The 23,025-nt window shown below is 62.3% G+C and carries 23 protein-coding genes; 11 read left to right on the top strand and 12 right to left on the bottom strand.

What is annotated here, in order from left to right:
* Positions 1–86 precede the first annotated feature (86 nt).
* The 8 genes from KO538_RS03790 to KO538_RS03755 form a co-directional block, all read right to left on the bottom strand.
* Positions 87–557 carry a peroxiredoxin gene (locus KO538_RS03790; protein ID WP_034750445.1) on the bottom strand — a complete coding sequence of 157 codons (471 nt, stop codon included), beginning with the start codon at positions 555–557 and terminating at the stop codon, positions 87–89.
* Positions 558–632: 75 nt separating this feature from the next.
* Positions 633–1,592 carry a polysaccharide deacetylase family protein gene (locus KO538_RS03785; protein WP_219327494.1) on the bottom strand — a complete coding sequence of 320 codons (960 nt, stop codon included), beginning with the start codon at positions 1,590–1,592 and terminating at the stop codon, positions 633–635.
* The gene (locus KO538_RS03780) at positions 1,592–2,644 is read right to left on the bottom strand and encodes a bifunctional UDP-4-keto-pentose/UDP-xylose synthase (protein WP_034750441.1); all 1,053 of its coding nucleotides are present in this window, start codon (positions 2,642–2,644) and stop codon (positions 1,592–1,594) included. The genes KO538_RS03785 and KO538_RS03780 overlap by 1 nt, the downstream gene beginning before the upstream one ends.
* A 21-nt stretch (positions 2,645–2,665) precedes the next feature.
* A complete protein-coding gene (locus KO538_RS03775; RefSeq protein WP_219327493.1) occupies positions 2,666–3,583 on the bottom strand; it encodes a formyltransferase in 918 nt (305 codons plus the stop codon).
* A complete protein-coding gene (locus tag KO538_RS03770) occupies positions 3,583–4,578 on the bottom strand; it encodes a glycosyltransferase (protein ID WP_092711297.1) in 996 nt (331 codons plus the stop codon). Before KO538_RS03770 ends, KO538_RS03775 begins: the two co-directional genes overlap by 1 nt.
* A gap of 11 nt (positions 4,579–4,589) precedes the next feature.
* The gene (locus KO538_RS03765; RefSeq protein ID WP_219327492.1) at positions 4,590–5,726 is read right to left on the bottom strand and encodes a DegT/DnrJ/EryC1/StrS aminotransferase family protein; all 1,137 of its coding nucleotides are present in this window, start codon (positions 5,724–5,726) and stop codon (positions 4,590–4,592) included.
* Positions 5,727–5,932: 206 nt separating this feature from the next.
* Positions 5,933–7,606, bottom strand: a complete 1,674-nt coding sequence (locus KO538_RS03760) for a glycosyltransferase family 39 protein (RefSeq protein ID WP_219327491.1) — start codon at positions 7,604–7,606, stop codon at positions 5,933–5,935.
* A complete protein-coding gene (locus tag KO538_RS03755) occupies positions 7,603–7,995 on the bottom strand; it encodes an Mth938-like domain-containing protein (protein ID WP_070305185.1) in 393 nt (130 codons plus the stop codon). Before KO538_RS03755 ends, KO538_RS03760 begins: the two co-directional genes overlap by 4 nt.
* Before the next feature lie 423 nt (positions 7,996–8,418).
* Between KO538_RS03755 and KO538_RS03750 the strand changes: the two genes are divergently transcribed.
* Both KO538_RS03750 and KO538_RS03745 read left to right on the top strand, forming a co-directional pair.
* Entirely contained in the window at positions 8,419–9,648 is a 1,230-nt protein-coding gene (locus KO538_RS03750; RefSeq protein WP_034750427.1) for a pyridoxal phosphate-dependent aminotransferase, read from the top strand.
* A gap of 86 nt (positions 9,649–9,734) precedes the next feature.
* Positions 9,735–11,057 (top strand): homoserine dehydrogenase, encoded by a 1,323-nt coding sequence (locus KO538_RS03745; RefSeq protein WP_219327490.1) that lies wholly within the window; start codon positions 9,735–9,737, stop codon positions 11,055–11,057.
* 213 nt (positions 11,058–11,270) lie between these two features.
* Here KO538_RS03745 and KO538_RS03740 read toward each other — a convergent pair whose 3' ends face one another.
* From KO538_RS03740 to KO538_RS03730, 3 genes are read right to left on the bottom strand one after another with little or no spacing between them, the layout of a single operon-like run.
* Entirely contained in the window at positions 11,271–11,621 is a 351-nt protein-coding gene (locus tag KO538_RS03740; RefSeq protein ID WP_051991073.1) for a ribonuclease E inhibitor RraB, read from the bottom strand.
* A gap of 23 nt (positions 11,622–11,644) precedes the next feature.
* Positions 11,645–13,159 (bottom strand): sensor histidine kinase, encoded by a 1,515-nt coding sequence (locus tag KO538_RS03735; protein WP_257620143.1) that lies wholly within the window; start codon positions 13,157–13,159, stop codon positions 11,645–11,647.
* Positions 13,156–13,878, bottom strand: coding sequence for a response regulator (locus KO538_RS03730; RefSeq protein ID WP_034750889.1), 723 nt, complete (start codon positions 13,876–13,878; stop codon positions 13,156–13,158). Before KO538_RS03730 ends, KO538_RS03735 begins: the two co-directional genes overlap by 4 nt.
* Positions 13,879–14,092: 214 nt before the next feature.
* Between KO538_RS03730 and KO538_RS03725 the strand changes: the two genes are divergently transcribed.
* The 5 genes from KO538_RS03725 to KO538_RS03705 all read left to right on the top strand — a co-directional run bounded on the left by KO538_RS03725 (position 14,093) and on the right by KO538_RS03705 (position 20,261).
* Positions 14,093–15,154: a porin gene (locus KO538_RS03725; RefSeq protein ID WP_128142349.1), complete on the top strand. Its 1,062-nt coding sequence runs from the start codon at positions 14,093–14,095 to the stop codon at positions 15,152–15,154.
* 3 nt (positions 15,155–15,157) lie between these two features.
* Positions 15,158–16,153: a tripartite tricarboxylate transporter substrate binding protein gene (locus KO538_RS03720; protein ID WP_219327489.1), complete on the top strand. Its 996-nt coding sequence runs from the start codon at positions 15,158–15,160 to the stop codon at positions 16,151–16,153.
* A gap of 43 nt (positions 16,154–16,196) precedes the next feature.
* Positions 16,197–17,294 carry an ABC transporter substrate-binding protein gene (locus KO538_RS03715; RefSeq protein ID WP_070305193.1) on the top strand — a complete coding sequence of 366 codons (1,098 nt, stop codon included), beginning with the start codon at positions 16,197–16,199 and terminating at the stop codon, positions 17,292–17,294.
* A gap of 69 nt (positions 17,295–17,363) precedes the next feature.
* Positions 17,364–19,154 carry an iron ABC transporter permease gene (locus KO538_RS03710; protein WP_219327488.1) on the top strand — a complete coding sequence of 597 codons (1,791 nt, stop codon included), beginning with the start codon at positions 17,364–17,366 and terminating at the stop codon, positions 19,152–19,154.
* Between the two features lie 33 nt (positions 19,155–19,187).
* A complete protein-coding gene (locus tag KO538_RS03705; RefSeq protein ID WP_070305197.1) occupies positions 19,188–20,261 on the top strand; it encodes an ABC transporter ATP-binding protein in 1,074 nt (357 codons plus the stop codon).
* Between the two features lie 96 nt (positions 20,262–20,357).
* Here KO538_RS03705 and KO538_RS03700 read toward each other — a convergent pair whose 3' ends face one another.
* Positions 20,358–20,732 (bottom strand): hypothetical protein, encoded by a 375-nt coding sequence (locus tag KO538_RS03700; protein WP_219327487.1) that lies wholly within the window; start codon positions 20,730–20,732, stop codon positions 20,358–20,360.
* Between the two features lie 213 nt (positions 20,733–20,945).
* On the opposite strand from KO538_RS03700, the gene KO538_RS03695 reads away from it, so the two are divergent.
* From KO538_RS03695 to KO538_RS03680, 4 genes are read left to right on the top strand one after another with little or no spacing between them, the layout of a single operon-like run.
* Positions 20,946–21,707, top strand: coding sequence for a beta-ketoacyl synthase chain length factor (locus KO538_RS03695; protein ID WP_070305199.1), 762 nt, complete (start codon positions 20,946–20,948; stop codon positions 21,705–21,707).
* A complete protein-coding gene (locus KO538_RS03690; protein ID WP_070305201.1) occupies positions 21,700–22,491 on the top strand; it encodes a 1-acyl-sn-glycerol-3-phosphate acyltransferase in 792 nt (263 codons plus the stop codon). Before KO538_RS03695 ends, KO538_RS03690 begins: the two co-directional genes overlap by 8 nt.
* Positions 22,484–22,738, top strand: a complete 255-nt coding sequence (locus KO538_RS03685; protein WP_034750401.1) for a phosphopantetheine-binding protein — start codon at positions 22,484–22,486, stop codon at positions 22,736–22,738. The genes KO538_RS03690 and KO538_RS03685 overlap by 8 nt, the downstream gene beginning before the upstream one ends.
* A gap of 19 nt (positions 22,739–22,757) precedes the next feature.
* Entirely contained in the window at positions 22,758–23,024 is a 267-nt protein-coding gene (locus KO538_RS03680; RefSeq protein ID WP_374106831.1) for an acyl carrier protein, read from the top strand.
* The last annotated feature ends 1 nt before the right edge of the window (position 23,025 follow it).

Raw genomic sequence — 23,025 nt, 5'->3', positions numbered from 1 at the left:
AAAATGGCGATAGGTACCGTGAACTGAACTGCGGTTGAACCAGGCTCGCTGGAAGCCGACAACACGCATTGGATCAACATGGACGATCAATTCAGATGCGCTACGAATTCCAGCACTTCTTCCACGTGAGTTGCGACCTTCACGCCTCTCCATTCTTTCACCAATCGGCCCTGGGCGTCAATCACAAACGTACTGCGCTCGACGCCGCGGACCGTCTTGCCGTACATCTGTTTCATCTTCATGACGTTAAACAGCAGGCAAACGGCTTCGTCCGGGTCGGAAATGAGCTCGAATGGCAGCTCGAGCTTGGCCTTGAAGCTTTCGTGCGAGCGCAGGGAATCGCGGCTGATGCCATAGATTTCCACGCCGGCGGCGACGAATTGCGGATACGCATCGCGGAAAGCGATGTTTTCCGTGGTGCAGCCAGGGGTGTTGTCCTTCGGATAGAAAAACAGCACGGTGGCCTTGGCCGGGCGGCCCAGCAACTGAAAGGTTTTGCCGCTGGTCATGGCGGCGCTAAAGTCGGGTATGCTAACGAGGGATTGGCTATCAGCCACAGGTTCTCTCCTGAACGGTGATCATCAGCGCTGGTTTTTAATCTGGCAACGCATCCAGGTGCAACAATACAGCATTCAGGCCGCTTTGCCCTGCACAATCAGGCGTCCCGAACGCCCTGGCAACTCATCCCAGGTGATGGGGCAAACGGGCAAGTCCGACTCTTTTATCTTTTCATAATAATCGCCCATCGCTGCAAACTGGTAGCCCTGGGCTTTCCAGCCAGCCAGCAGTTGTTCGAAAATGGGGGCAAGTTTCTGTCCTTCAAGTTCCGCATGCAAGGTATACACGTGATCGCGGGGATTATCCGCTGTCAGCGACAATATATGCGCGGCAACATTGCCGGTGGTGATCAGTTTGCCGTCGATTTCACAGCCCAGCAATTCATCCAGGGTGGGCAGCGTGGTGGGCAGTTGCACGCATTGCAGGATGGTGTTGCCGTTGCGCACGCGGTGCGGGCCTTGCGACGGCTGCGCCATGGCGCCGCGCGCGTCGAGCATGGCGCGGCCATCGGAGGCAAAGCGATAGCCGGCCGTGTCGTGCTCGACAAAGGCGCTGACGTTCATTTGCCAGCCGGCCGCGCCGTGCGTGTGCGGCTTGGCGCCAAACACCTGTTCGTAGCGGTTGGCGGCCTTGCGCATCATGTTGATGGTCCAGGCAGCGTTGCGCTTGGCCACGTTGTCTTGCCACAGGGTGTGATCCCAGGTGTGGATGCCGCACTCGAAACCGGCATCGCGCACGGCGCGCAATTGCGCCGCGCATTGCTTGCCGATATCGGGTCCCGGCAGCAAGGTGCCGTACATCAATGTTTTCAAGCCGTAGTGCTCGACTACCGACGTGCGCGACACCTTGCTGAAAAAGCCGGGCCGCAAGGCGCGCCGCAAAGCCCAGCCCGTGTGGTCTGGACCCAGCGAGAACAGAAAGGTGGCCTTGGCCTGGTGCGCGGTCAGCATGCGCACCAGATTGCCCATGCCTTCACGGGTGCCGCGATAGGTATCGACGTCGATTTTCAGGGTCAGGAACGGCTTGCTCAACATTAATCCATCAGGGCTTTGGCTTGGGCTACCTGGCTGCGGTAGGCATCGAAAATATTGCGCAGGGAATCGGCCATGGTGGTGGTCGGTGCCCAGCCCAGCTCTTCGCAGGTATTCGTGATTTTCGGCACGCGGTTTTGCACGTCCTGGTAGCCGGCACCGTAGTAGGCGCCCGAGGTCGTTTCCACGATGTTCACGTGTTTCGCACCTTCGGCGTATTCCGGGTACTCGGCGGCCAGGGTCAGCATCATGCCGGCCAGGTCGCGGATCGAATAGTTATTGGTCGGATTGCCAATGTTGTAGATCTTGCCGCTGGCGATGCCGTTCTTGTTGGCGATGATGCGCATCAGTGCATCGATGCCGTCGTCGATGTAGGTGAACGCGCGTTTTTGCGCGCCGCCGTCGACCAGCGAGATGTTTTCGCCGCGCACGATATGGCCGAAGAATTGCGTCACCACGCGCGATGAGCCTTCTTTTGGCGTGTGGATCGAGTCCAGGCCCGCACCGATCCAGTTGAATGGACGGAACAGGGTGAAGTTCAAGCCTTCCATGCCGTAGCCCCAGATCACGCGGTCCATCAGCTGCTTGGCGTTCGAATAGATCCAGCGCGGCTTGTTGATCGGGCCGCAGATCAGTTCCGAATTTTCCGGATCGAATTCCTCGTCATGGCACATGCCATACACTTCCGAGGTCGACGGGAAGACCAGGTGCTTGCCGTACTTGGCGGCCGAGCGGACGATAGGCAGGTTGGCTTCGAAGTCCAGTTCGAAGACGCGCAACGGCTGCTTGACGTAGGTCGAAGGCGTGGCGATGGCCACCAGCGGCAGGATCACGTCGCATTTCTTGACGTGGTACTCGACCCATTCCTTGTTGATCGTGATGTCGCCTTCAAAGAAGTGCATGCGCGACTTGTAGTTGTCATCTTCCAGCAATTCCGTGATGCGGTCCGTGTTCATGTCCATGCCGTAGACATGCCAGTCGGTGGTTTCCAGGATGCGCTTGGACAGGTGGTGGCCGATGAAGCCGTTGACGCCTAAGATGAGGACTTTTTTCATGTGAGATTCTCTTGTGTGATATCAGTGTGTGCTGACGCGGGTGGTCAGACTTGCTTGCAATTGCTGAGCCGAAACCGGCTCCCCGGCAGCCCTCAGCGCGGAAATGGCCAGCATGTGGCCGTCTCCGCAGACGCCAAAGATGCAATTATCCACTACCGCCAAGCCCGGTGGCAAACTTCCTGCTGAATGCTTGCTTAAACGGGCTGTTTCGATGGTGTAAATAACATTGTTGACTTCGGTGAACGCGCCGGGATAGGGCGGCGCGACGGCCCGGTGCAGGTTGTACACCTGCTGCGCCGGTAACTTCCAGTCGATGCGGCCGTCTTCCGGCGTGCGTCCGCCGAAGTAGCCGCCCTGGCGCAAATCGTTGAGCTGGCGCGGCGCCGTGCCGTCCAGCAAGGCCGGCAGCACGTTCCACAAGGTTTGCTCCGCCGCCACGGTGACCTTGCCGAAGACTTCGAAAGCCGTGTCGTCGGGCAGGATGGGCACGGCCGTTTGCGCGACGATGGCGCCGGCGTCCGGCTTGACCGTCATTTCATGCAGGGTGGCGCCCGTTTGCGGGGCGCCATGCAGCACGGCCCAGTTGACCGGTGCGCGGCCGCGGAACCGCGGCAGCAGCGAACCGTGCATATTGTAGGCAGGCGCGACTTCCAGAATGCTGGCCGGCAGCATGTGGCGGTAGTAAAAGCTGAACAGCATGTCCGGTGTTGCCGCCTGCACCTGCGCCAGCAGCTCGGGCGCGCGCGCGTCCGATGGCGTGATGTAGGGGATGCCTTCAGCCTGGCACAGGCTGGCGACGGATTCGAACCACAGGTTTTCCGTGGGGCTGTCTTCGTGCGTGACGACGAGGGCGATATCGACGCCGCCGGCCAGCAGCACCTTGATGCAGCGAACGCCCACATTGTGGTAGCCGAAGACGACGGCGCGCGGGGCGCCCATCAGCGGCCCACCTGGCGTTTTTCCAGGCGCACATATGATGGCGCCTCGGCTTCCGCCTGGACCATGCCGTCCTGCAAGATGGTTTGCACCACGTAGCGGGGACGGGCACGTACTTGCTGGAAGATGCGCCCCACGTATTCGCCCACGAGGCCGATGCCGAACAGGATCACGCCCATCAGGAAGAAGGCGATGGCGAACAGGGTAAACACGCCCTGCGCCTCGGCGCCGAACAGGAAGCGGCGCGCCAGCAGATAGATCACCAGCCCGGCCGAACTGAGCGACAGCAGCATGCCCAGCATCGAGAAAATTTGCAGGGGGATCAGCGAAAAGCCCGTGACCAGGTCGAAATTGAGACGGATCAGGCTGTACAGCGAATATTTCGATTCGCCGGCTGCCCGTTCCTCGTGCTCGACGGTGATTTCCGTGGGCTTGCGGGCAAACGTGTAGGCCAGGGCGGGGACGAAGGTGTTGACTTCGGCGCACTGGTTGACCAGGTCGATCACGTTGCGGCCGTAGGCGCGCAGCATATTGCCCTGGTCCGTGATCTTGATGTTGGTGATGCGCTCGCGCAGCCGGTTCATCATCTTCGAGGCCAGGGTGCGCCAGGCGGAATCTTGCCGCTTGCGCCGGATCGAACCCACGTAATCGTAGCCTTCGCGCATCTTTGCCACGAGGTTGCCGATTTCTTCGGGCGGATTCTGCAGGTCGGCGTCGAGCGTGACCATGATCTGCCCGCGCGACGCTTCAAAACCGGCCAGGATGGCCATGTGCTGGCCATAATTACCGTTGAACAGGACGACGCGCGTAACGTCGGGGCGCTGGCGGAACTGTTCCGCCAGGATGGCCACCGAATTGTCGCGGCTGCCATCGTTGATGAAGATGATCTCGTAGCTTGTCTGCAGGGCATCGAGGGCCGGATACAGGCGCGCGAACAGGCTGGCCAGGCCATCCTGCTCGTTGTAGATCGGAATGATAACGGACAGTTCAGGTTTCATCGGCGCGCTGCTCATTTGATGAGAATGGATTTGACGGTGGCGACGGCGCGTTCCACGTCCTGTGTCGTCATGGCGTAGAACATCGGCAAGGTCACGGTCAGGCGGCCGATCTTTTCCGAGACAGGGAACATGCCCTCGGTAAAGCCGCGTTCGCGGTACATGGTAAACAGGTGGATCGGTGCGTAATGATAGCCCGTTCCCACGTTTTGTTGTGCCATTTGCTGCATGAACGCGGCGCGCGTGCCGGGGCCGTTATCGGGCAGGATAATCTGGAACAGGTGCCAGTTGCTGTTTTCAAAGTCCTGCACGGGCAGCTGGGCGCCGCTCAGTGCTTCGAAGTCGCTGCCGAATTGCTCAAAGTAATGGCGCGCCAGCGCGCGGCGGTGGGCTGTGATGGCGTCGATATTGGCGAACTGGCCCAGGCCGATGGCGGCCATGATGTCGCTCATGTTGTATTTGCCGCCCAGCACATCGACATCGATGCCATCGACGCCGCTGCGCGTCACGCCCTGCAGCCGGTATTTCTCGGCCAGCTTCGCTTCTTCCAGGTTGTTCAGGACGAGGCAGCCGCCTTCGCCCGTGGTGATGTTCTTGTTGGCCTGGAAGCTGAACGAGACGAAGTCGCCAAACGCGCCGATGCGCTTGCCCTTCCACGTGGAGCCGAACGCTTGCGCCGCGTCTTCCACGACCCGCAGATTGTATTTTTCAGCAATCGCGTACAGGCGGTCCATGTCGACGGGCAAGCCGGACAGGTAGACGGGGATGATGGCTTTCGTACGCGGGGTGATGGCCGCTTCCAGTTTGTCGAGGTCGATATTGCGCGTGACGGGGTCGATGTCGGCAAACACGGGCGTGGCGCCCACTTCGATGATGACGTTGGCCGTCGCTACCCACGACACGGGCGTGGTGATGACTTCGTCGCCGGGGCCGATGCCGGCGATGCGTAGCGCGATTTCCATGGTGCACGTGCCCGAATTGAAGGTGCGCACGGGACGCCCGCCGAAATACTCGGACAGCTGGGCTTCGAAAGCCTGCACTTTCGGGCCGCTGGTGATCCAGCCCGAGCGCAGCACTTCGCCGACGGCGGCGATGGTCGCTTCGTCGATGGTGGGTTTGGAAAATGGCAAAAAGGGCAGGGTAGAGGTCATGGGGTGCGGCTCTTGGGTCGGTATGGTGTCAGGGTATCGGTGTCGCCAAGGCTGCCGTGCGCTCAAACGCGGCCGGCAGGCATGGCTATTTTATATCGTCAGTATGGCGGCGCAGCCAGTTCAGCAGTGAAAAGTTCCTGCCGCTGCGGGGGCGGGGCAAGCTGGCCGGGGGCGCGATCCGTGCTGCCTCGCGCCCCAGTTAAACACTATTTGTTGGCAATGACCATGCGGCGCGCATCTTCGGCGATAACACGCATGGGCACGCCACGTTGTTGCAATTCCTTGTAACGGTTCAGGCTGATAATGGCCATGTCGCGCACGCCGGCATTAGCATCGTTCGTCCATTGCGTGATGAAAGTCTCGATGCTCGGGATGGACAGTTCCGGCTGCTGTTTCAGGCCAAACGTAAACTCATCCCAGTAATCGACGAGGATCACGGGCCGTTGCAGGTAATACGTCAGCGACTGTTCATAGATGCCGACCGAATAGAGCTTGGTATCGGCCGTCAGTTCGGCCTGGATCTGCGGCAGCATGTCGGTGCCCGCGCGGTTCTGGCCATACAGTTCGGAGCCGGCCAGGATGCAGTGCGTGGCCAGGAAGCCGGCGCCGGCAATCGTCAGCACCGTCATGTCGCGGCGCAGCTGGCGTGCATGCAGCAAGGCCAGGGCGCCGCCGGCCAGGGCGAAGAAACCGGCCGCCATCAGCCAGGGCTGGTAGCCTTTGAGCGCGACCAGGGCATCCGCGTCGCGTGCGCTGGCCTTGCTGAAGGCGATCGGTCCGCCGATCAGGATGGCCGCGCCCAGTACGCACAGCAGGCCGGCGGCCAACAGGCGCTGGCGGCGCGATGCCGATTCCAGGTAGAGCGCCACCAGCAAGGCCAGCGCGGGGAAGATGGGCACGATATAGCCGGGCAGTTTCGAGGTCGAATAGCTGAAGAAGAAGAAAATGAAGACGGCCCAGATCAGCAGCATCAGGCGGGGCTGGAAGGCGCCTTCCTGGCGCTTGAAAGCGGCGGCCAGGCTTTGCGGCAGCACGCCTATCCATGGCAGGATGCCGGGAATGAGCAGCACGAGGAAGTAGTACCAGGCGCCTTCGCGCTTGTGGCCCTTCATCAGGAAACGCTGGAAATGCTCGTGGATGAAGAAGAAATGCGGCTGTTCCGGATTGCGCAGGGCGACCAGCACGAACCACGGCGTGGCGATGGCAAAGAACACCAGCAAGCCCTTGACCAGATGCAAACGGGTCCAGATGCGCCAGTCGCGCGCGCACAGCGAATACAGCACCAGCACGGCGCCCGGCAGCACGATGCCGATCAGGCCCTTGGCCAGCACGGCCAGCGCCATGGCGGCCCAGCAGGCCAGCATCCAATTGCGCCGCTCGATCGCCGTGGCGTCGTCGCGCTGGGCGATCAGCAAGCTGCCCATGGTGAGGGTCATCATGCCCGACAGGCCCATGTCCAGCGAATTGATCTGGCCTGAAGCGAGCCAGAACAGGCTCGACGCCAGCACCAGGCCCGCATACAGGCCCACGCGCGGGCCGAACACTTTCTTGCCCGCGTAGGCTGTCATGCACACGCCGATGATGCCGCACAGGCCAGTCCACAGGCGTGCCTGCCACTCGCCCAGGCCGAAGGCGGCGAAGGTCAGCGCATTCATCCACGTTTGCAGCGGCGGTTTTTCAAAGTACTTGATGCCGTTCAGGCGCGTGGTGATCCAGTCGCCCGTGACGAACATTTCGCGCGCCATCTCGGCGTAGCGGCCCTCGTCGGGCGGCACCAGGGTGCGCACGCCCAGCGCATACAGGGTGACGACGATGAAGATGCCCAGCAGGGACCACATCAGCACTCGCGACGAGTGCAGTTCGTTGACATTGATTTTCATGCGGCCTTGCCTGCGGCCGGGGCCAGGATCAGGGCCAGCGTGACTTTGCGGCCTTCGCCCATGAGGATATTGTAGGTGCGGCAGGCGGCCTGGCTATCCATGCATTCGACGCCGATGCGGCGCATGGTCAGCGCGGCCGTCAGTTTCGGATGCACGAAGCGCTGGCGTTCGCCCGTGCCGAGGATGACCACGTCGGGAGAGTCGGCCAGGATTTGCGCGAAATGCGCCTCGGTCAATTCTTCGAAACTGGTGACTTCCCACGCGCGTGGCGGCGTTTCCGGCATGACGATCAGGCTGTAGTTGTACGGCTGGGCATTGATCTCGACGCCGTTTTCGTCATAGCCGGTGACAGTCTGGTATTGTTGGGTGCTGCTGGCGTGGAGTTTCATGGCGATATCGGGGCTGGTCGTGTCGGTTGATCGGTACGCGCGCGGCCAAACTGGGCGCCGCGGCCAAGGGCGTAAGCATGCCATAAATGACAGAAAAGAGCGACTGAAAAGCAACATCCTTTCCAGATTGCAATGTTCGGCGCCACAGTGGCGGTGCATGCTTGCGCCATGGTAATGCTGCAAGATTAAGGGAAGATGAAGATGGCGCCCGCCCGATTGTCGTCCGGATGCGCCAACGTGGCAGAATCGGCGTCAAATGCTGCGGTTCGCCATGTTTAATTTGATAAAATGCCCTGTTTTCGGCGAGAATGGTTGTTTTCGCCTTGCAGTCTTTCGCATCGCAGTTTCACGGGTTCATAGTTCTGGCGCGGCGGCCACGCTGCAAGTTCTGGTCACCGCGCCGCATCACGACAGGGATTTATTTTGCGACCGATTCAGAAATCGAATAAATTGGCGGACGTCTGCTACGACATCCGCGGCCCGGTCCTGGAAAAATCCAGGCAAATGGAAGAAGAAGGCCACAAGATCACCAAGCTCAATATCGGCAACCTGGCCGTATTCGGCTTCGATCCGCCCGACGAGATCGTGCGCGACATGATGCTCAATCTGCAGAATGCGGCCGGCTATACGGATTCGAAAGGCATGTTCGCGCCGCGCAAGGCCGTCATGCACTACACGCAGGGCAAGAATATCGCCGGCGTGACCATCGATGACATTTACCTGGGCAATGGCGCTTCCGAACTGATCGTCATGTCGATGAACGCCCTGCTCAACAGTGGCGACGAAGTGCTGGTGCCGGCACCCGATTACCCGCTGTGGACGGCGGCCGTCAGCCTGTCGGGCGGTAATCCCGTGCACTATGTGTGCGACGAGCAGAACGAGTGGTATCCCGACATCGAGGACATGCGCCGCAAGATCACGCCGCAAACGAAAGCCATTGTCGTCATCAACCCGAACAACCCCACGGGCGCGCTGTACCCGGTGTCCGTGCTGCTGCAGATCGTCGAACTGGCGCGCCAGCACCAATTGATCATTTTCGCCGACGAGATCTACGACAAGGTGCTGTACGACGAAGCCGAGCACGTGTCGATCGCCTCGCTGGCCGACGACGTGCTGTTCATCACCATGAACGGCCTGTCGAAGAATTACCGCTCCTGCGGCTACCGCTCCGGCTGGATGGTGGTCTCGGGCGAAAAGCGCCACGCAAAAGATTACATCGAGGGCCTCAACATGCTGGCCTCGATGCGGCTATGCGCCAACGCGCCGGGGCAGTTTGCCATCCAGACGGCGCTTGGCGGCTACCAGAGCATACAAGACCTGGTGGGGCCCGGCGGGCGTCTGTTGAAACAGCGCGATCTGGCGCACAAGCTGCTGACCGATATTCCGGGCGTCACCTGTGTCAAGCCGAAGGCCGCGCTGTACATGTTCCCGCGCCTGGATCCGGAGATCTACCCGATCGCCGACGACCAGCAGTTTGCCTATGAATTACTGGCCGAAGCGAAGGTCCTGATCGTGCAGGGCACGGGCTTCAACTGGATCGCGCCCGATCATTTCCGCGTCGTCTTCCTGCCCAACTCCGATGACTTGACCGAGGCCATGGGGCGCATTGCGCGCTTCCTCGAAGGTTACCGCAAGCGTCACGGCCGGGGCTGAACCAGCCAGCAGCAATCTCGATCAACCATACCGATCAACCTGGCGCCGCCCAAGGGGGCGCCACTTATGAGCAGTCAAGCACAACTATGAAATCCATCAAGATCGGCCTGCTGGGCCTGGGCAATGTCGGTTACGGCACGTTCAGCGTCCTGAAACGCAACCAGGAAGAAATCAAGCGCCGCGCTGGCCGCGGCATTGAAGTCGTCGCCGTCGCCGTGCGCGACGTGGCGCGCGCCGAAGCGCTCGTCGCCGGCGGCTGCAAGGTCGTCAATGACCCGCACCTGATCGTCAACGATCCCGAGATCGACATCGTCGTCGAACTGATCGGCGGCTACGACCTGTCGAAAACCCTGGTGATGCAAGCCATTGCCAACGGCAAGCACGTGGTCACGGCCAACAAGGCCCTGCTGGCCGTGCACGGCAACGAAATCTTTGCCGCCGCCCAGGACAAGGGCGTGATGGTGGCCTTCGAAGCGGCCGTCGCCGGCGGCATCCCCATCATCAAGGCGCTGCGCGAAGGCTTGACGGCCAACCGCATCGAATGGATCGCCGGCATCATCAACGGCACCACCAATTTCATCCTGTCCGAAATGCGCGACAAGGGCCTCGATTTCGCCACCGTGCTGAAACAGGCGCAGGAACTCGGTTACGCGGAAGCCGACCCCACCTTCGACATCGAAGGCGTCGACGCCGCGCACAAGGCCACCATCATGTCGGCCATCGCCTTCGGCATCCCGGTGCAGTTCGACAAGGCCTACGTGGAAGGCATCAGCAACCTCAGTGCCGTCGACATCCGCTACGCCGAGCAACTGGGCTACCGCATCAAGCTGCTGGGCATCACCAAGCGCGCCATCGTCAACGGCGTGGAAGGCATCGAGCTGCGCGTGCATCCGACCCTGATCCCGGCCAAGCGCCTGATCGCCAACGTGGAAGGTGCCATGAACGCGGTGCTCGTGCATGGCGACGCCGTCGGCGCCAGCCTGTACTCGGGCCGCGGCGCGGGCGCCGAGCCGACCGCTTCGTCGGTGATCGCCGACCTGGTCGACATCACGCGCCTGGCCACGGCCGACCCGGAACACCGCGTACCGCACCTGGCGTTCCAGCCGAACGCGATGACCGATATCGCCATCTTGCCGATGTCGGAAATCACCACCAGCTACTATCTGCGCATGCACGTGGCCGACCAGCCGGGCGTGCTGGCCGACCTGACGCGCATCCTGGCCGAACGCGGCATCTCGATCGACGCCATGCTGCAAAAAGAACCGGCCGAGGGCGAGACGCATACGGACATCATCATGCTGACGCACCAGACGCAGGAAAAGAACGTCACGGCCGCCATCGAGAAGATGGAAGCGTTGAGCAGCGTGGTGGGCACGGTCACCAAGATCCGCCTGGAAAACCTCAGCTGAGCGTTTTCAGCGAGCCATGCAAAACGGCGCCCGCGGGCGCCGTTTTTTTATGCGTGATGTTGTCGGATTACGGCGCCCACGTCCATGTGGTCATGGCCAGTAGGTCGGATTAGTGCGGCAAGGCCGGACGTAATCCGACAACATTGTTGGCGTGACCGATGGTGCTGTCGGATTACGGCCCTTCGGACCTGATCCGGCCTACGCCTACGCCGATCAAGGCGCGGCGACGGGGCCCACGTCCATGCCGTCATAGCTGGCCAGCTGGTTGTCCTGCGCAAACGCCATCAGTTCGCCATTGCGCGCATGCAGGCTGTCGACGCCATGCACTTCGGCTTTTTCCACGTGCAGCACCCACACGGGCGGAGCCGCCGGATCGTCGAGTTCCGGCTGGTACAGTTCCACGGGCCGGTAGCCCTGCAGCGCCAGCAGGGTGGCGGCCTGCTCCAGCGGTTCGGAGGTGGGGTTGGTGAAGTAATAGCCCCACAGCAGCGGCTGGGACAAATCCCACGGCGCATTCTCGGCGATATTGGCAAACAGTTCGGTTACGTCGTCTTTGGTCATCATGGCTGCGGGCTTTCATTAAAATCTCAGGGCGCGATCTTAGCACCGACTGGCGCCGGGGCGAAATACACGCCGACTTTCAATCCATGCCCATTCGCCGCCGTCGCCAGTTCCAGCCGTGCGCCGTGCAGGGCCGCAATGTCGCGCACGATGGCCAGGCCCAGGCCGGCGCCGCCCGGATTGCTTTCGAGCGCCGCGCCGACCCGGTAGAACGGGGTGAACACGCGTTCACGCTCGGCTGGCGGGATGCCGGCGCCGCTGTCTTCCACTTCCAGCAGCGTTTCGTTTCCAGCGCCGCCCGCGCGCACGCGCAGTATCACGCTGCCACCCGGTGGCGTGTAGCGCAGGGCATTGTCGACCAGATTGGCGACAAGTTCATGCAGCAGCAGGGCCTGGCCATGCACGGGCGCTTCGTCGGGCGCTTCCAGCGACAGGTCGATATTTTTGGCGACGGCGGCCATGGCCATTTCCAGCCCTACCTGCTGCGCCATGTCGCGCAGCGCGACGGTGTCCATGGCCAGACTCTCGCCGCCATGCTCGATGCGCGCGAGGGTCAGCAGGCGGTTGGCCAGCAGCACGGTCGAATCGGTGGTGACGGCGATCGAGCGCACGATGTCGCGCAGGGCGGCGATGTCCGGCGGCGCGCCCGCCTGGCGGTCGCATTCGCGCATGGCCAGTTCGGCCTGGGTTTTCAGCACCGTCAACGGCGTGCGCAGCTGGTGCGAGGCATCGGCGATGAAGCGGCGCTGGCTGGCGATCAGCTGCTGCAGGCGTGACATGGCGCCGTTCATGGCGCTCACCAGCGGGCGCATTTCCTTGTGCACCAGCGTGGGATCGACGTCGGACAGGTCGGACAGGGTGCGCGTCTCGACTTCCGTTTTCAGGCGCATCAGCGGGCGCAGCACCAGGCGCACGGCAAACCACACGAGGGCGCCCATCACCAGTATCATCGCCGCCTGCCAGCTCAGGGTATCGAACAGGATCTGGTTCGACAGGCCGCGCCGCGCGTCCAGCGTTTCGGCCACCTGGATCAGGGTGATGCCGCGCATCGAGTCGTCATACACGGGCTGCAGCAGGGCGGCAATGCGGATCGGCTTGCCGTGATAGTCGGCGTGGTAGAAGCGCACCAGGGCCGGATAATTTTGCGAGCGGGGCACGTTTTTCGGCACGGGCGGCAAGTCGCCATAGCCCGATACCAGCTCGCCGTTGATGCCCGTGACCTTGTAGTAGATGCGGCCCAGGGTGTCGGTCTCGAAGCTGTCGAGCGCCACGTAAGGCACTTCGGCCACCACCTTGCCGTTGACGATGGAGACTCTTTCGGCCAGCGCCCGCGTCGACGCCAGCAAGGAACGGTCATAGGCCATGTCGGCCGCGTCGAGCGCGTTGCGGTACACAAAAACGGCATCGAGCAGCACCAGCATCACCAGCGGGATGAGCAGCCAGCGCAGCAGCTGGCTGCGCAGGCTGCCCAGCGGCCGGCCCTGCGCCCAGCGCCGGCGCAGGCGCTCGAACAGGGGCAGGCTTGGGGCGCGCTCGGTCATTTCGATGCGGCCGGCGCCATCGCGCTGCGCGGCTGCAGCAGGTAGCCGATGCCGCGCAGGGTGGTGATGACGGCACCGTCGGGCGAACCGGTTTCGACGCCGCTCTCGAGTTTCTTGCGCACGCGGTGGATATACAGTTCGATGGCGTCCAGGTTGGCGTCGTCGGCCAGCGCGAAGACTTCGTCGAACAGCTTTTCCTTCGACACGGCGCGCCCGGAGCGCGTGATCAGCGCTTCGAGCACGGCGTGTTCGCGCGGCGTCAGGGGGAAAGGGGCGCCGGCATAGCTGAACATGCGCGTGACGGTGTCGAAACTGAGGGCGCCGCACGTGTGCACGAGCGCTTCGTTGCCCTGGCTGCGGCGCAGCAGGGCTTTCACGCGTGCTTCCAGTTCGGCCAGTTCGAACGGCTTGGCCATGTAGTCGTCGGCGCCCAGGTTCAGGCCCTGCACTTTTTCATCGAGGCCGCCGCGCGCCGTGAGTATCATGACGGGAGTCTTGCCGCGCGTGCCGCCGCGCGCGCGCAGGCGGCGCAGCACGTCCAGGCCATCCATCTTCGGCAGGGTCAGGTCGAGCAGCACCAATGAATATTCCTGCGTATGCAGCAGGGCGTCGGCATCGGCGCCGTTGTGGGCGGTCTCCACCGTCAGGTGCGCGTCGCGCAGGGCCTTTGCCAGCCAGTGCGACAGCTCCAGATGGTCTTCCACTAATAATATGCGCATGGTCTCCGCCATTCGTTTGAATTGGTGCAGTGTAAGCCTGTCGGCACGCCGCCGACAGGGGCCGCAATGAATTTGTTGGTATTGCCTGTGGCTGGCCGGCGACACCTGTCAGTCTGAAAGCCAATTGAAAGGATCGCGATCATATAGTGTGATCCTGATTCATGAAATTGATCAGGCATATCACTAATAACTATATCTAAGGGAGATACTCTACATGAAGAAAACTGCATTCTCGCTGGCCGCCATGGCGGTACTCGCCGCAGCCGGCAGCGCCCACGCCCAGTCGAACGTCACCCTGTACGGCCGTCTTGACGCCGGCATCAGCAACACCAGCAACGCCGGTCCGAACAAAAGCTCGATGACGCAAGTCAGTTCCGGCGGCATGAACACGTCGCGCTGGGGCATCCTGGGCAGCGAAGACCTGGGCGGCGGCTTGAAAGCCGTTTTCAATCTGGAAGGCGGCATCCTCGTCGACACGGGCGCGGCCGACGGCGCGCTGTTCAAGCGCCAGGCCAACGTGGGCCTGGAAGGCGCGTTTGGCCGCGTCGTACTGGGACGTTCGTTCACCACCGTGTATGACTTCGTGCTGCCATTCGACCCGATGGCCTATGCGCCGTTCTACTCGTGGGCCACTTCGGCCAACGCGACGGGCCCGAGCAAATACGGCATGACGACGGCCTTCGACAATATGGTCAAGTACTCGGGCAAGACGGGCGGCTTCAGCTACGGCGCATCGTACGGCTTCGGCGAACAGTCGACGGGCAGCTCGGACAGCGCCAAGCTGTCGACGGCCGTCACCTATAAAACGGGTCCGGTCAGCCTGCTGGCCACGTATGAACAGGTGAACGGCAACACCATCGCCGGCGGCGCGCGCGACAAGACCACCGTCTACCACCTGGGCGCCATGTACGACGACGGCCCGTGGAAAGTGCAGGCGGCGGCGCGCGACTACAAGCTCGATCCGGCTGCCTCGGGCAAGGCCGACGTGCGCGGCACCATGTACTGGGGCGGCGTCAGCTACAAGACCACACCGGTCATCACCCTGACGGGCGTGATCTACTACCAGGACGTGAAGAACGTGGCCGCCAACCTCGATGCCGATCCGATCATGTACGTGGCGCGCGTGCGCTATGCCCTGTCCAAGCGCACCGACCTGTACGTGGCCGGCGCCTATGCCAAGGCCAAGCACAACCAGCTGGTCAGCCTGTCGCGTGACGACGCCGGTTTCGGCGACACGCAGCGTGGCCTGATCGCCGGCATCCAGCACCGCTTCTAAGGCATGACCATGCTGCGCACCGTGTTCCTGTCGCTGCTGTTGTTGTCCGCGCCGCTGCCGGCGCTGGCAACGGCCGCCGCGCCTGAAGTCGACTGCGTGGTGCCGTCCAAGCCGGGCGGCGCCATGGACCTGACCTGCAAGCTGGCGCAGAAAGGGCTGCTGCAGCCCGATCCGGCGGTGGCGGCGCCGTTCGCGTCCTCGGTGCGCATCAGCTATCTGCCGGGCGGCATCGGTGCGGTGGCGTGGCGTTCGATGGGTTCGCAGCGCCGGCGTGCCGAAGCCAACACCTTGGTGGTGTTTTCGGGCGGCTCGCTGCTGAACCTGGCGCAAGGAAAGTTCGGCAACGCCAAGACGGGCGACGTGCGCTGGGTGGCGGCGCTGGGCGCCGACTACGGCATGATCGCCGTGCGCAGCGACTCGCCCTACAAGAGCCTGGCCGACCTGATCGCCGCGCTCAAGCGCCACCCCGACAAGGTGCTGATCGGCGTGTCCGGCACCATCGGCAGCCAGGACTGGCTGAAGATGGCGCTGGTGGCGCGCAAGGCCGGCATCGACCCGAAAGTGCTGCGCTTCGTGGCGCTGGAAGGTGGCGGCGAGATCTTCACGGCGATGCAGGCCGATTACGTGCAGGTGATGTCGGGCGATACGTCGGAGGCGACCCTGAACGCGGGAGACAGCCATGCGCGCGTGCTGGCGGTGCTGTCGGAAAAGCGCCTGCCCGGCGTGCTGGCCAGCGTGCCGACGGCGCGCGAGCAGGGCGTCGACGTGGTCTGGCCCATTATCCGCGGCCTGTGGATGGGACCACAGGTGCCGGAAGCCGATTACCAGCGCTGGGTGGCCACGTTCGACCGTGCCATGGCCACGCCGCAGTTTGCCCAGTGGCGCACGCAATCGGGCATGTATCCGTTCGCGCTGACGGGCGACAAATTGACGCAGTACGTGAACCAGGCAGTCGAACGCTACTCCAGGCAGGCGGCCGAACTGGGCCTGATGCGCTGAATCGAATAGCAAACCATACAACAATCACAGACGGAGACAAACCATGCAAACCAAGACCATTCTCGCCATCGCCCTGGCAGCCGCTTTCGCGGGTAGCACCGGCGCCGCTTTTGCCCAGGTGCCGGCAGGTTATCCGGCCGACTACCAGAAGATCATCGACGCGGCCAAGAAGGAAGGCAAGGTGGTGATCTACAGCGCCACCGACAGCAAGGCCGCCGCGCCGCTGATCAAGGATTTCAGCGCCCTGTATCCGGGCATCTCGGTCGAATACAATGACATGAATTCCACGGAAGTGTACAACCGCTTCATTTCCGAAGTGGCCGCCGGCGGCAATACGGCCGACGTGATGTGGTCGTCGGCGATGGACTTGCAGATGCGCCTGGCCTCGGACGGCTACGCCCTGAAATACAAATCGGTCGAAGCATCCAAGATCCCCGGCTGGGCCATGTGGGACGACCAGGCTTACGGCACCACGTTCGAGCCTGCCGCCATCGTCTACAACAAGCGTTTGCTCGACCCGAAGGAAGTGCCGAAGAACCACGACGACTTCGTCAAGCTGATCGCCACGCCGAAATTCAAGGACAAGGTCACCACCTACGACATCGAAAAGTCGGGCGTGGGCTTCATGTTCATGTCGCAGGATGCGAAGGAATATCCGCAGTTCCTGGCGCTGCAAAACGCGTTCGGCACGGCCAAGGTGCGCGTGCAGTCGTCGACGGGCACCATGATGGAGCGTATTTCGTCGGGCGAAAACCTGATCGGCTATAACGTGCTGGGCTCCTACGCCCTGGTGCGCGCCAAGACCGACCCGTCGATCGGCGTGGTGCTGCCCAAGGATTACACGCTGATCCTGTCGCGCGTGCAGTTCATCAACAAGAACGCGAAGAACGTCAACGCCAGCAAGCTGTGGCTCGACTACATCCTGTCGCACCGCGGCCAGACCATCATCGCGAACGGCGCCAAGCTGTACGCGATTCGCGCCGACGTCACGGGCGAGACCACCTCGGCGGACCTGATCAAGGAAATCGGCGCGGCCAACATCAAGCCGGTGCCGGTGCACCCGATCATCCTGCAATTCCTGGGGCCAGCCAAGCGCATGGCCTTCTTGAAGCAATGGAAAGAAACAGCCGGCAAGAAGTAACGCCGTCCTGGCCGTCCGCAGGCCCGTGCCCGCGGACGGATGCCGTACCCTTCATTCATTGGATTCATCATGCAAACTGCTATCTTGCCGCTGCCTGCACGGTCGCGCTCTCCCTTGTCGCGCCTGAACTGGCCGCGCGGCGTGGTCGTGGCGATCACCATGGTCGCCATTTTCCTGCCGCTGTTCCTGATTTTTTACCAGAGCTTTTTGAACGCGCCGTTTTTCATGCCGGTGCGCGAATTCGGCTTTGACTCCTACCGTTTCATCTTCGATGATCCCGATTTCTCGATGGCCTTCAAGAATGGCCTGATGCTTGCCTGCGGCCTGACCGTGATTGCCGTGCCGCTGGGCGGCATGCTGGCCTTCCTGATGGTGCGCACCGACTTACCGGGTCGCGGCTGGGTGGCGCCCATGCTGCTGGTGCCGATCTTTGTCTCGCCGATGGTGATGGGCTTTGGCTACGTCGTGTCGATGGGGCCCGTGGGCTTCTACTCGGTCTGGGCCAAGGAGCTGTTCGGCTTCGTGCCCTGGAATATTTATTCCTTCACCAGCATCGTCATCATCGCCGGCCTGACGCACGTGCCGCACGTCTACCTGTATGCCTCGTCGGCCCTGAAAAGCCTGGGTTCGGACGTGGAAGAAGCGGCCCGCGTGGCCGGCGCTTCACCGGTGCAGGTCATGCTGAACGTGTCGCTGCCGATGATCATGCCGGCGCTGGCGTATGCGGGCGTGCTGGTGTTCTTCCTCGGCTTCGAAGTATTCGGCCTGGTGCTGGTGCTCGGCGATCCGGAAGGCCACCTGGTGCTGCCGACCTATCTGTACAAGCTGACCAACAAACTGGGTACGCCGTCGTACCACCTGATGGCCGCCGTCGCCGTCTGTCTGGTGATGGTGACCATGCCGCTGGTGATGATACAGCGCTGGCTGCTCAAGTCCGCCAACAAATATGTGTCGATCAAGGGCAAGGGCGCGCGTAGCAAGGCCATGCCGCTGGGCCGCTGGAAGTGGCTGGCGTTTGCCTTGCTGGCTGGCTGGCTGATCTTCACCATCATCCTGCCGCTGACGGGCATCGTGCTGCGCTCCTTCGTGCAGTACTGGGGCGAGGGCGTGCACCTGGCCGACGTGCTGACCTTGCAGCATTTCCGCGATATTTTCGACCAGCCCTCGCTGGTGCGCGGCATCGTCAACACGATCCTGATCGGCGTCGTCGGCGGCGCGCTGGCCGTGGGCTGCTACAGCTTCATCGCGCTGGCCATGCACCGCAAGCAGGACGGCATCACGCGCCTGCTCGATTACAGCGTGCTGGTGCCGCGCGCCGTGCCGGGTTTGCTCGCAGGCCTGTCATTCCTGTGGGTGTTCCTGTTCGTGCCGGCCTGGCTCGACGGCATATTGAAAGGCATGGACAACGGCGTGGCCCTGTGGCTGAGCGGTCATGTGATCCCCGTGCTGCGCGAAGTGCGCTCGACGATCTTCGCCCTGTGGCTTGCGTATTCGGTGGTGTGGATGGCCTACGGCATGCGTTTGATTTCCACCGCGCTGCTGCAAGTGGGCCCGGAACTGGAAGAGGCGGCGCGCGCCGTCGGCGCCAACCGTGGCCAGGTGACGCGCGACGTAACGCTGCCGCTGATCAAATACGGTTTGCTGGGCGCCTGGCTGATGGTGTTCCTGATCTTCGAGCGCGAATATTCGACGGGCGTGTACCTGCTCTCGCCGGGCACGGAAGTGATCGGCGCCATGCTGGTATCGCTGTGGGCCGGCGGCTCGACCGACCTGGTGGCGGCGCTGTCCTTCATCAATATCACCCTGGTGGCCATCGGCCTGGGCATCGCGCTGCGCTTCGGCGTCAAGTTACACAACTGAGTTGCATAACTAAGAATAGACTGAGACCACATCATGAATGAATTGACCGTCAATGAGCTGTACCTGGACTACGGCACCGGCGCCTCCGCCAACCAGATCCTGAAGGGTGTCTCGATGCACCTGAAAAAAGGCGAAGTGGTCGCCCTGCTGGGGCCTTCGGGCAGCGGCAAGACCACCTTGCTGCGCGCCGTCGCCGGGCTGGAAAGCCCGAAGGCGGGCACGATCGAGATCGGCGAGCGCAATGTCTTCGATGGCGCGAAGCATTTCGAAATGCCGGCCGAGCACCGCAACCTGGGGCTGGTGTTCCAGTCGTACGCGCTGTGGCCGCATAAGACCGTGTTCGACAACGTTGCCTACGGCCTCAAATTGCGCAAGATGGGCAGCACGGAAATCGCCGCGCGCATCAAGGAAGTATTGACGCAGCTGGGCCTGGGGCACCTGGGCGAGCGCTATCCGCACCAGCTGTCCGGCGGCCAGCAGCAGCGCGTGGCGATCGCCCGTGCGCTGGTGTACAACCCGCCCGTGATCCTGCTCGACGAACCGCTGTCGAACCTGGACGCCAAGCTGCGCGAGGAAGCGCGCGCCTTCCTGCGCGAACTGATCGTGCGCCTGGGCCTGTCCGCGCTGATGGTGACGCATGACCAGGGCGAGGCGATGGCCATTTCCGACCGCATTCTGCTGCTCAATAACGGCAAGATCGAGCAGCAGGGCACGCCGCAAAGCATGTATGAAACGCCGGACACCCTGTTCACGGCCGAATTCATGGGCAGTAACAACCGCCTGCCCGGCAAGGTGGTACAGCGCGAAGGCAACCAGGTGCGCCTGCTGGTCGATGGCGCCTCCATGCAGGGCGTGGCGCGCGGTGCCAACGTGGGTACGGAAGTGACCACCATGATCCGTGTCGAGGAAGTGAAGATCAGCGCCACGCAGGTGGACAACGCCATCGAGCTGCCGCTACTGACCTGCATGTACCTGGGCGACCGCTGGGAATGCCTGTTCGAGCGCGGCGGCGCCGAGAACATCAGCCTGCGCGCCTATTCGCGCCACAAGCTCGAAGCGGGCAAGTACTGGCTGCACATGCCGGCCGATAAGCTCTGGGTGTTTTAACGGTACCGCGGTGGCCACCTTGGCGCGCAGTCTGTGCCGCGCTGGCCACCGGTTTTGCATCGCCCCCGTATTTCACGGCGCCCGTGCCGGCCTTTCTCATTCTCCATACGCGGTGATCGCCGGCGCCTTGCCGTTCACGCTGGCGCCATGCCACCGCCTTCTTTGCCATGGCCGTGGATGGCACTGCTGGCCGCTCCATTCTTTTCTCTGCTGACAAGACAACGCCGCCTGAGTTGAATCGGCCGGCTGAAACTCGCATAAAGCAAACGCTCTGTATTGCCCTTGCCGCGCGCCCTTTAATCCTCGCTGCCGCCATGCGCGGGTAATATGGGGGCGCCGTTGCGCCATGCCGCATGTGTTATCTAAAAACAACGCTCTTATGTGTCGCATGCCCGGCTTGTCTTGATCATGGATAAAAAACACCCGTTCCGAGAATGCCGATGGTTTGCCGGAAAAGGCTGATTTTTCCATCGGAAGAGAATGGATGTGAGTGTTACAAATAGTAACTAGGGCGGGGTATTCTTTAAAAGACGGGTTTTGTATTTACATTTAAAAAGTTGCCGCATGGCCATTTATTTTAGTTATTTTTACTTCCATCGTTTATAATTTGAAAAGAACGCCGGCGAGGCTTTTTGCGCAGTTTTGACGTGAGTTCGCCCTTTTTTTGAGCTCAGGAAAATGCATATGCGCACCGATGGTGTCCGTTTTTCAATTGTCAGACATGCCGCATGGGCACCGGGCTTGGAAACGCCGCAGCAATGGCAGGCGTGGGCGCAAAGCGCCTTGCCCGTCGCGCCGATTGCCGCTGCCGGCGAGCCGGGCGTGCGTGCGATGGCGCCGATGCTGCGCCGCCGCGCCGGTCAGCTGGGCAAGATGGCGCTCGAAGTGGCGTACACCTGCCTCGGCGAACAGCGCGATATTCCGCTCGTCTTTTGTTCCCGCCACGGCGAGGTGGCGCGCGCCGTCGAACTGTTGTCGGCGCTGGCCCAGGGCGAACCCCTGTCGCCGACGGCGTTCGGCATGGCCGTGCACAATGCCAGCGCAGGCCTGTTTTCCATCGCCCGCGCCGATACGGCGAATCAGCTGGCCATCGCCGCCGGTGCGGCCAGCCTCGAAGCCGCGGTGATCGAGGCGTGCGGCTTGCTGGCCGATGGCGCGGCGCAGGTATTGCTGGTGCTGGCGGAGTGTCCCTTGCCAGTGCCATTTGAAGCTTTTGAAGACTGTCACGAGCAATCGCATGCGTTTGCCTGGCTGCTGCAGGCCGAGGCTGCCCCGGGCACCGCTTTCAGCCTGACGTGGCGTCCCCGCAGCGGTGATGATGCGTTGGCGGCTGCCCCCGGCGCCATGCCGGGCAGCCTGGCCGTGTTGCGATTCATGCTCGGCGAGGCCCGCACGTTCGTGCACGCGGCCAACCGCCAGGCATGGTGCTGGAGCCGCCATGCATAAGCTGGAGGCTGTTCGCGCCGGCATATCGATAGGCTGGCGCACGATCGCGACCGCGCTCAGTTTCGCCGCCTTCGGCCTCGGTGGCTTGCTGTTGCGCGTGCTGGTGTTCCCCGTGCTGCAGGTGCTGGTGTGGCGCCGCGACACGCGCATCGCCTGCGCGCGCGCGATCATCCGCTGGAGTTTTCGCCTGTATATCGGCCTGATGCGTTTTCTCGGCGTGCTGCGCTATGACTTGCGCGGTCTCGACAAGCTGGAACGCGGCGGCTTGCTGATCCTGGCCAATCATCCGACCCTGATCGACACGATTTTCCTGATGGCGTATGTCAAGCAGGCCGATTGCATCGTCAAGTCCGATTTGTGGAATAACCCGTTTACGGGCGGCCCCGTGCGCGCGGCCGGCTATATCAATAACACGGGCGGCGCCGAACTGGTGGACGCCTGCCTGGCATCGCTGGAGCGCGGCAATAACCTGATCATTTTCCCGGAAGGCACGCGCACGCCATGCAGCGGCGAAGTCGTGCTGAAGCGGGGCGCGGCGAATATCGCCGTGCGCGGCCGCCGCGACGTGACGCCGGTGCTGATACGTTGCCTGCCCAGGACCCTGGGCAAGGGCGAGCCATGGTGGCGCGTGCCGGCCCGCCGTGCGCATTTCGAGATCGCCGTGCAGGACGACCTGGCGATCGGCGAGTTTACCGGCGGTGGCGCCAGCGACGTGATGGCGGCGCGCACCTTGACCACTCATCTGCAACATTACTTTAGCGGGAAACAGGAACAACATGCTTGAACAAGAAGTGAAGGAACTGATCATCGAGGCGCTGCAACTGGAAGACGTGAGCGCTGCCGATATCGATACGGATGCACCCCTGTTTGTCGAGGGCCTGGGACTCGATTCGATCGATGCGCTGGAACTGGGCGTCGCCCTACAAAAAAAATATGGCATTTCCCTGTCGGCCGATTCGGCCGATACGCGCCGCCACTTTGCCTCGGTACGGGCGCTGGCGGCGATGGTTGACACTCACAGAAAGAAGTAAGGAGCAGCAAATGGTAGATATGAGCGCAATGAGCCGCGATGAACTGTACGCATGGGTGGTGCAGCTGCTGGCCGAAATGTTCGAGCTCGATCCGGCGGCGCTGACGCCGCAATCGAATCTGTACGCCGAACTCGATATCGACAGCATCGACGCGGTCGACCTGGCGGTCAAGCTGAAGCAGTTGACGGGCAAGCGCCTGCAGCCGGAAGTATTCAAGACCATCCGCACGATCGACGATGTGGTCGAAGCGCTGCGCGCGATGTCGGTGTCGGAACAGGCGGCATAAC

The organism is Janthinobacterium sp. NKUCC08_JDC (assembly GCF_019345575.1).
Lineage (GTDB): Bacteria > Pseudomonadota > Gammaproteobacteria > Burkholderiales > Burkholderiaceae_D > Janthinobacterium > Janthinobacterium aestuarii.
The sequence above is the reverse complement of the archived record's forward strand: the minus strand, read 5'-3'. Positions and strand labels throughout refer to the sequence as shown.